At 47.4% G+C, this 9230-nt stretch carries 4 protein-coding genes; 1 reads left to right on the top strand and 3 read right to left on the bottom strand.

Annotated features, from left to right (window positions below):
- A partial coding sequence (locus ACTHTS_RS07195) for an ESPR-type extended signal peptide-containing protein (RefSeq protein WP_440369636.1) occupies positions 1–4111 on the bottom strand: 4111 nt, incomplete at its 3' end.
- 567 nt (positions 4112–4678) lie between these two features.
- A complete protein-coding gene (locus ACTHTS_RS07190; RefSeq protein WP_004521114.1) occupies positions 4679–5299 on the bottom strand; it encodes an L-threonylcarbamoyladenylate synthase in 621 nt (206 codons plus the stop codon).
- Between the two features lie 217 nt (positions 5300–5516).
- Between ACTHTS_RS07190 and dusA the strand changes: the two genes are divergently transcribed.
- Positions 5517–6521 (top strand): tRNA dihydrouridine(20/20a) synthase DusA, encoded by a 1005-nt coding sequence (gene dusA, locus ACTHTS_RS07185; protein WP_440369655.1) that lies wholly within the window; start codon positions 5517–5519, stop codon positions 6519–6521.
- 238 nt (positions 6522–6759) lie between these two features.
- Here dusA and ACTHTS_RS07180 read toward each other — a convergent pair.
- A partial coding sequence (locus tag ACTHTS_RS07180) for a collagen-flanked surface repeat-containing protein (protein WP_440369635.1) occupies positions 6760–9230 on the bottom strand: 2471 nt, incomplete at its 5' end.

The following is a 9230-nucleotide window of genomic DNA, read 5'->3' as shown; positions in this document are numbered from 1 at the left end:
TGTTGTCGTCGCCGGCAACGGTCACGGTAGAGCCGAGTTTTTCGATATTAGTGCTGCCGCTGTCGCCGTTGAAGGTCAGGCCTTTGGTGTCAACGGTGGTTTTGGCATCCACACCTTTTTGGATGTCATCTTTGGTGTCTTGCGCCAAGTCGATGCTGTAGTCGGTCACGTTGTTCGCGTCTTCTGCTGAAGCAGTGACTGTCACTTTGTCGGAACCTGCGCTCGCAGTCGTGCCTTTGGCGTTGACGGTGTAGATGTCTTGGCCGTTGGCGCCGGTCGTTTTTACCACGTCTTTGATGTTGGTACCGGCTGCAACCTCGGTACGGGCGGCGGCGCTTTGCTGTTTCAGCTGGCTGTAGTTGACGGCGTCGGCGTCATCGGTACCCGGGGCAACGTTGGTAATCTTGTTGCCGGCGGCATCGATGCCTGACTTGGTCACACTCGGGCCACCGGTGATGGTGAGGCCGTCTGTATTCAGTTTGCTGTCGCCTGCGGTGACGCTGTCAACAGTGATGTCTTTGGCCAGTTTCAACTGTGCACCACCGGCTACGGTTTCGCTGATGATGTTGCTGTCGCCTTTAACGTTGATGGTGTCGCCCAATGCGTAGTTGTTGCTGCCGGTCGTACCGCCGAAGTTGATGCCTTTGGCGATAGTCGCAGCATTGTTGGCTACGTTTTGGTTGGTCGCAAACAGTTGGCTGCCGTTGACGGCGTCTTTGCTGTTGGCATTGAGGTCGCCGTCGTCCACGTTGGTCACTTTGTTGCCTGCGGCATCGATACCGGACTTGGTCAGGCTAGGACCGCCTGCGACTTTCACACCGTCGTTGTTCACGGTGGTGTCGCCGGCTTTGACGCTGTCTACAACCAGGTCTTTGTTCAGCTTAACCGTCACTTTATCGTCTTGGGCTTCGGTGGTGATGTTGTCGTCGCCGGCAACGGTCACGGTAGAGCCGAGTTTTTCGATATTAGTGCTGCCGCTGTCGCCGTTGAAGGTCAGGCCTTTGGTGTCAACGGTGGTTTTGGCATCCACACCTTTTTGGATGTCGTCTTTGGTGTCTTGCGCCAAGTCGATGCTGTAGTCGGTTGTGACGGCACCATCGGCTGCAGTTGTAGTATTAGAGGTCAAATTCAAAGCATTGGAAACTTGTACCGTTGCCTTATCTGCGCTGACGGTATAAGTGGTTTCTTTGCCTGAAGTTGTTTTATTAACGTGCGCGTTACTGCCTGCCTCCACCTTAGTTGTGGTTTTGGCATTATTGATGGCATTGGCTACATCACCGGCAGTCGCTACACCGGCAGTCGGTGCGGACACTGTGCCATTATTATCGACAGACAATGTGCCTTGAGTGACATTGATTTGAACTTTTGATGCATTCTCGCCATCGGTGATTGCAACAGTCGTCAAATTGCCATCGGCGTAGTTGACTGTACCGTTGTTGTTGATACGAGATTTGTCTGTACCGTTTTGTTGGATATTGTGTCCAACATTGTTCATAACGGTGTACAGCTGGCTACCATTGACCGCATCGGTCGAAGTGGCGGAAATACGGCCTGCGGCAACATTGTGAATTTGGCGTTCATTGCCTGCGCTGCCTACAGAAACCGCGCCTGTTTTAGCGGATGAAGAAGCTGCATAGCTGACATTAGTCGTCGTACCGCTATCGTTTTTGAATGTTGCATTTTTAGCTGTTGCATCAAAATTATTGGCAGTGCCAACAGCACCATTACCCAATGCAACAGAGCTACCGATCGTAGTCGTCGCGCCACTACCCAAAGCAACTGAATCGCTTCCAGTCGCTTTTGCATTATTACCACCGGCAAAACTATTCTGCCCGGCAGCTTGGGCTGAGGAACCAATAGCAGTGGAATAAAGGCCTGAACTGTTTGCCTGCTTACCAATGGCGATAGAATAAGCTTGCGTTGTCTGTGCCTGATGACCGATTGCAACAGAATCATCACCGACTGCATTTGACAAATAGCCCATTGCCGTACCGTTATTTTGTGCTGCTGCCCTTGCACCGACAACGGTTGCATTTCCATAGTTGGCTCTACTGTGAGCACCAACGACTACAGAGTAATTGTAATTATTTTCCGTATTCAAACCTATGGCGATAGAACCTGTACCGCGGGAATTAGCATTAGAGCCTAAGGCAACAGCGCCAACAGTTCCCGAAGTTACCGTTGCATTTGGACCAACAGCAACAGAATCTTCGCCAAGTACGTTGGCATTATGACCCAAGGAAACACTACCCGTCGCACCAGTGCTTGTTGCCGCATTTGGTCCGATAGCAATTGAATTGGTTGCTTTTGCACCGTCATTGTTCCAGTTTTTCGTACCGTCAGTTTTGCCTTCTTCTGACTTAACAGAGAAATAGCGGACACGCTCAATTGCACTCAATACACCATAAAGTTGAGAGCCGTTGATGGCATCAGTAGAAGTAGCAGAAATATCGCCGGGGGATACATTGATGATTTGACGTTCGTAACCTTTAGAACCAACAGACACAACATCACCGGCATCGGTAGTTTGACCGCCTGCCCAAGTGTAGGTTACACCCATAATTTCGCGTTGAACGTATGCCTGACCTTCTTTATCGGTTTTAGAAGCCGTACCCAAAGCCACAGAGTTCAGCAGAGTTGCTTTTGCACCTGTACCCAAAGCTACACCGCCAAAGGCAGTCGCCTGAGATTTGGTACCGATAGCCAGAGACAAATCGGCAGATGAATTAGACTGCACACCTAATGCAACAGAACCTTGACCGGCAATAGTATTACCATAAGAACCGCTATACATCGTATCACCAGTCATCTCTTTATAAATATCACGCAGACTTTTACCGCTCAGCGTATATTCACCGGTCTTTGCACCTTTTTCATTATATTTGATGAATTTATCCGTTGCATTGCCAGAATATCGAGTACCACCTACCGAATCTAAATCATCACCACCAATAGCAACAGATGAATTACCATTAGCCAAGACATTGCCGCCAACCGCAATAGATTGGTCTCCCTTTGCCCACGCACCCTCAGGTCTGCCCTGTGGATCAACACGGTTACCTGAACCAATAGCAATAGACTGAGTTATCTTAGAACTACTTGAATCGCCTACTCGAGCCGTATTACCAATAGCAATATTATTGTGCGTTACATTCACATTCATAATATTTTGCGAAAGAACCCCAGATGCACGTCCAATAGCAATCGTACCAAGTCCGGTTGCATTCGCGTCTGCACCAAGTGCAATAGCACTTGATGCTGCATTACCCGAAGCTGGAGAATTTGCCACTGCACTTTTACCGATGGCAATGGTATTTCCAGTTTGAGCTTGGGCTGAATTACCTATGGCGATAGACTCACTTTGATAACCCACTGCATTGGTACCGATTGCAATGGCATTTTGCGCATTGGCTGCAGCCTGACTGCCGCTGCCAATTGCAATGCCGTCTTGACCTCTTGATGTGCTGGATTGGCCCAAAGCCATTGAGCCTATACCAAATGCTTGCGCCGAATTACCCAATGCTGTTGTGCTCGTATTATCAGCAAGAGCATTCTTACCTACCGCTGTCGCTTGCGTACCATTTGCTTTGGAATCTGCACCCAGTGCTGTTGAATCTGCAGAAACAGCATTGGCACTTTTACCTATCGCTGTTGCATTTGAACTACTTGCACTTGTATCTGCACCCATCGCAACAGCATGATTTTGAGTAGCCTTGGCATTTGTACCAACAGCAAGGCTGTTATTATGTGTTGCATTTGCACTCGTACCTACCGCAACTGCACCGTTAGCCGTAGCATTGGCTGATGCTCCTACTGACAGAGCACCAATACCGGTCGCTGTTGCACCACTAACCGCAGTCGCACTGGTTACAGCATCAAATTCAATTTTTCCTCGTGCTGCAGTTGCCGCATACGAATTACCTGCACCCAAAAGAGCTGCCGAAATCACTGTCAATCTGAAAACTGTCGCAATACCATTTTTACCGGATTTGGTAGATACATCTGCACTGTTTTGTTCTGCAGACGATTTCACTCGGCCTTTGGCCAATTCGGAAGTTACGACAAAAGATTGAATCGTACGGTTCCAAACAACTTTAAATATCTTATTCATAGGTGTGTCTTTCTCTTTTTATGATAGGTAAAAGCGTGAGCATGAGCATGACGCTACTTTAAGAATTTATGCAGGGGTTTCCCAGCAAAATGCTTGTCTCAAGCTGACGTTTATTGTCACTTTGAGACGAAATTTAGGCTTTTGACTATCCCGCAACGGTATAGTATTTCATACTTACAAAATATCCGCTAGTCTAAAATATCAACCGATTATCTTTAATTTTTAAACAAAATCATGACGTTTGAACAGAAAAACCAATCATCAAAAGTTCTCCAGTCATGTTTTTATTAATAAGCGTAATGTTGTATTCCGTAGACAAGTCATCAGCAATCACAGTAATCATGCAAGCAACGTGCCAATTGCTCGGAATTTTATTTAAAATGAATTATTTTTTTAAGAAACAGGAAAGGCCGTCTGAAAGATTTCAGACGGCCTTTGATGAAATAATTTTGAACAATTGCTTAATTGAATAATTTGTTTTTTGAGCTATCAATAAAATTGGCAATATGCTTTTAATACGTCATAGAAAGAATACGCATATCCCTACTTATACAGACGCGGATGGTTTTACAAACCGAATACGGCAATATCTCCCTTGCCTTGACGAATCAGCTCAGTGCCATCGGTCATATCGATAACCGTCGTCGGCTCAGTACCGCACCAGCCGCCATCAATAACCAAATCGACAGCATGTTCAAGACGATCTCGGATTTCGTATGGATCGGTCAATGGCTCTTCATCTTCGGGCAGCATGAGGGTGCAGCTTAAAATAGGTTCGCCCAATTCTTGCAAAAGTGCCAAGGCAGTGGCGTTATCGGGAACACGCAGGCCGATGGTTTTGCGCTTGGGGTGAAGCGTGCGATTGGGTACTTCTTTGGTTGCCTGCAGGATAAAGGTGTAGCTGCCGGGCGTAGCTGCTTTGAGCTGGCGGAATTGGGCATTATCTACTTTGGCGTAAGTACCCAATTCGCTCAAATCGGCACACATCAGGGTCAAATGGTGTTTTTGATCGATTTTGCGAATCGTGAGAATGCGCTCCATTGCGTTTTTGTCGCCTAGTTTGCAACCCAACGCATAGCAGGAGTCCGTAGGGTAAACGATGACGCCGCCACTGCGGACAATATCGGCGGCTTGTTTGATGAGGCGGTCTTGGGGATTATCGGGATGGATGGCGAAAAATTGTGCCATGATTTTTTCCTTATCATTCTAATGGTTTGTTGTTTGACATTTTAAAACTTATTTGGCCGTCTGAATATTGGATTTCCAACACCATGAATGGATTTAGCCTTAGCTACAACACGGCTGCACCCAGTGATACCTTATATATCATTTTGATTTACCGGCCGATATCGAAAGTCAATTTAATACACTATATAATGCATTATTTTGTTTGAAAGTCATCTCAATGTCTGCTTCTTCCCTACCTTCCCGCCGCTTGTCTGTTGCACCCATGCTCGATTGGACAGACAGACACTATCGCTTTATGGCGCGACAAATTACACGCAATGCTTGGCTTTATAGCGAAATGGTCAATTCAGGCGCGGTAGTTTACGGAGATAAAGACCGCTTTTTGAGTTTCAACGAAGGCGAGCAACCGGTAGCTTTACAGCTTGGCGGCTCAGATCCGCATGACTTGGCAATCGCTACCAAAGCGGCTGAAGCGTATGGCTATAATGAAGTCAACCTAAATTGCGGCTGCCCCAGCCCACGCGTTCAAAAAGGCGCTTTCGGCGCTTGCCTGATGAATGATGTAGATTTGGTGGCAGATTGTTTGAATGCGATGCAGGATGCAGTTGAAATTCCGGTGACAGTCAAACACCGCATCGGCGTAGACAGACAGACAGAATATCAAGTCGTGGCAGATTTTGTGGGAACGCTTCGCGAAAAAACAGCCTGCCGCACATTTATCGTCCATGCACGTAATGCTTGGCTGGATGGTTTATCCCCGAAAGAAAACCGCGAAGTCCCGCCACTCAAATATGAATACGTCTACCGCTTGAAACAAGAGTTCCCCGACTTAGAAATTTTGGTTAACGGCGGCATTACCACCAATGAAGAAATCGCCGAACATCTGAAATTTGTCGATGGTGTCATGATCGGGCGCGAGGCTTATCACAATCCAATGCTGATGCGCGATTGGGATGCACTGTTTTACAACGACGCACACGCACAAATCCAATACGCAGATTTAGCAGCTTGGCTATACGCATACAGCCGCGAACAAATCGCCTTAGGACACGGCACCATCCTACGCCATATCGTCCGCCATGCCCTAGGCCTGATGCACAGCCTAAAAAATGCCCGCACTTGGCGCCGTATGCTCTCAGATACTACTTTGCTGAAAGACAACGACGGCAGCCTGATTTTAGACGCATGGAAAGAAGTCGAACGCGCAAATATTTGGGATTAATGGCATATCGTGCGAATAAATGAAAGGCCGTCTGAAACATCAAATGATGTTTCAGACGGCCTTTTAAATTGCAACAGACTGCTAAAGATATATTCATTTCTCTTTAGCTACTATGATGATCAATTCATCGAATAAACCCAACACATAATCTAAGTATAAAAAAATGCGGCCTAAATTAGGCCGCATTTACTTTGCTTCGTCTTTTCAGACGGCCTTTTCAGGCCGTCTGAAAGTCAGATTACCATTGGTAACCAACTGCTGCGGTAGCACCGAAGTGACCACGTGAGTTACCGGAAGCAGTACCTTTGATGATCCAGTTACCACCATCGGAGATGCTAGAGAAGCCGACAGCGTAACCGGTTTCACCGCGGTAGTGACCGCCACCGATAGCCAGCATGCTCTTACCTGGCAAGTAAGCTTGTGGCAGACCGGCAGTAGCCAGAGCTTGAGCCACACCTGCGCGGGCGTTGTTGTCAACCTTGTTCACATTGCTGTTCACATCGCCGAATTTTTGGTTCAGCTGGTCAACGTTAACCGCATCGGTACCTTTCTTACCTGGAGCAACATTTTGGATAGTAGTGTTGCCGGCATCGATACCATCTTTGTTGATGGTTACAGGACCTGCTTTCAGTTCGTTAGTAGTAACACTGTTAACGGTCAGATCAGGGTTCATGCTGACTTGCAGCGCTTCGTTATCACCCTTGCCAACTTTCTTAACGAAGATGTTTTGAACTACTTCCTCTGAAGTCTTACCGGTTGCTTTGTCGAATACTTGAACTTTAGTACCCTTATCACCTTTAATCTGAATAGTGTTATTCAGTGGTTTGGTGATTTCTTTGTTTTCCTCATCACGCAAACCGAAGGTGCCATCAGCATCTTTACCATCTTTACCGTCTTTACCATCTTTCACGGTTGCGGTAGTAGTAGAGATGACCTTACCGTCTCTATCTAAGTTATTGATAGTGATAGTATAAGTACCTTTATCTGTACCAGGTTCAACTTTAGCTTCAGCTGACTTACCGTTTTTACCATCTTTCACAACTTCAGAAGTGGTACCGATGACTTTGCCATCTTTATCCAGGTTTCTAACAGTGATAGTGGTTTCACCTTTAGCATCATCACGTGTAACTTTAGCTTCAGCTGACTTACCATTGTCGCCGGTATCACCTTTAGCGCCAGTAGCACCGGTATCACCTTTCGCACCAGTATCACCTTTAGCACCGGTATCACCCTTAGCTGCAGCTGTACCATCTTTAACAATGGTAGTAGTGGTATTACCGTTACCGTCTTTGATGGTTACAGTGTGAGTACCGTCGCCGTTGTCTTTAACGTCGGCTTCAGCGTTCTTACCGTCTTTAACGATGGTAGTAGTGGTGTTACCGTTACCGTCTTTGATGGTTACAGTGTGAGTACCGTCGCCGTTGTCTTTAACGTCGGCTTCAGCGTTCTTACCGTCGGCACCAGTGTCACCTTTAGCACCAGTTGCACCGTCTTTAACGATGGTAGTAGTGGTGTTACCGTTACCGTCTTTGATAGTTACAGTGTGGGTACCGTTGCCGTTGTCTTTAACGTCGGCTTCAGCGTTCTTACCATCTGCACCAGTGTCACCTTTGGCACCAGTTGCACCGTCTTTAACGATGGTAGTAGTGGTGTTACCGTTACCGTCTTTGATGGTTACAGTATGAGTACCGTCGCCGTTGTCTTTAACTTCGGCTTCAGCGTTCTTACCGTCTTTAACGATGGTAGTAGTAGTGTTACCGTTACCGTCTTTGATGGTTACAGTGTGAGTACCGTCGCCGTTGTCTTTAACGTCGGCTTCAGCGTTCTTACCGTCGGCACCAGTGTCACCTTTAGCACCAGTTGCACCATCTTTAATGATGGTAGTAGTGGTGTTACCGTTACCGTCTTTGATGGTTACAGTGTGGGTACCGTCGCCGTTGTCTTTAACGTCGGCTTCAGCGTTCTTACCGTCGGCACCAGTTGCACCATCTTTAATGATGGTAGTAGTGGTGTTACCGTTACCGTCTTTGATGGTTACAGTGTGAGTACCGTTGCCGTTGTCTTTAACGTCGGCTTCAGCGTTCTTACCGTCGGCACCGGTTGCACCAGTTGCGCCGGTATCGCCTTTGGCACCAGTTGCACCGTCTTTAACGATGGTAGTAGTGGTGTTACCGTTACCGTCTTTGATGGTTACAGTGTGGGTACCGTTGCCGTTGTCTTTAACGTCGGCTTCAGCGTTCTTACCGTTAGCACCAGTTGCACCAGTTGCGCCGGTATCGCCTTTGGCACCAGTTGCACCGTCTTTAACGATGGTAGTAGTGGTGTTACCGTTACCGTCTTTGATGGTTACAGTATGAGTACCGTTGCCGTTGTCTTTAACGTCGGCTTCAGCGTTCTTACCGTCGGCACCAGTGTCACCTTTAGCACCAGTTGCACCGTCTTTAACGATGGTAGTAGTGGTGTTACCGTTACCGTCTTTGATGGTTACAGTATGAGTACCGTTGCCGTTGTCTTTAACGTCGGCTTCAGCGTTCTTACCATTAGCACCAGTTGCACCAGTTGCGCCGGTATCGCCTTTGGCACCAGTTGCACCGTCTTTAACGATGGTAGTAGTGGTGTTACCGTTACCGTCTTTGATGGTTACAGTATGAGTACCGTTGCCGTTGTCTTTAACGTCGGCTTCAGCGTTCTTACCGTCGGCACCAGTGT

The sequence above is a fragment of the Neisseria sp. P0019.S003 genome (genome assembly GCF_051957115.1).
GTDB lineage: Bacteria > Pseudomonadota > Gammaproteobacteria > Burkholderiales > Neisseriaceae > Neisseria > Neisseria flavescens_D.
This window is presented reverse-complemented; position numbering and strand designations above follow the sequence as displayed.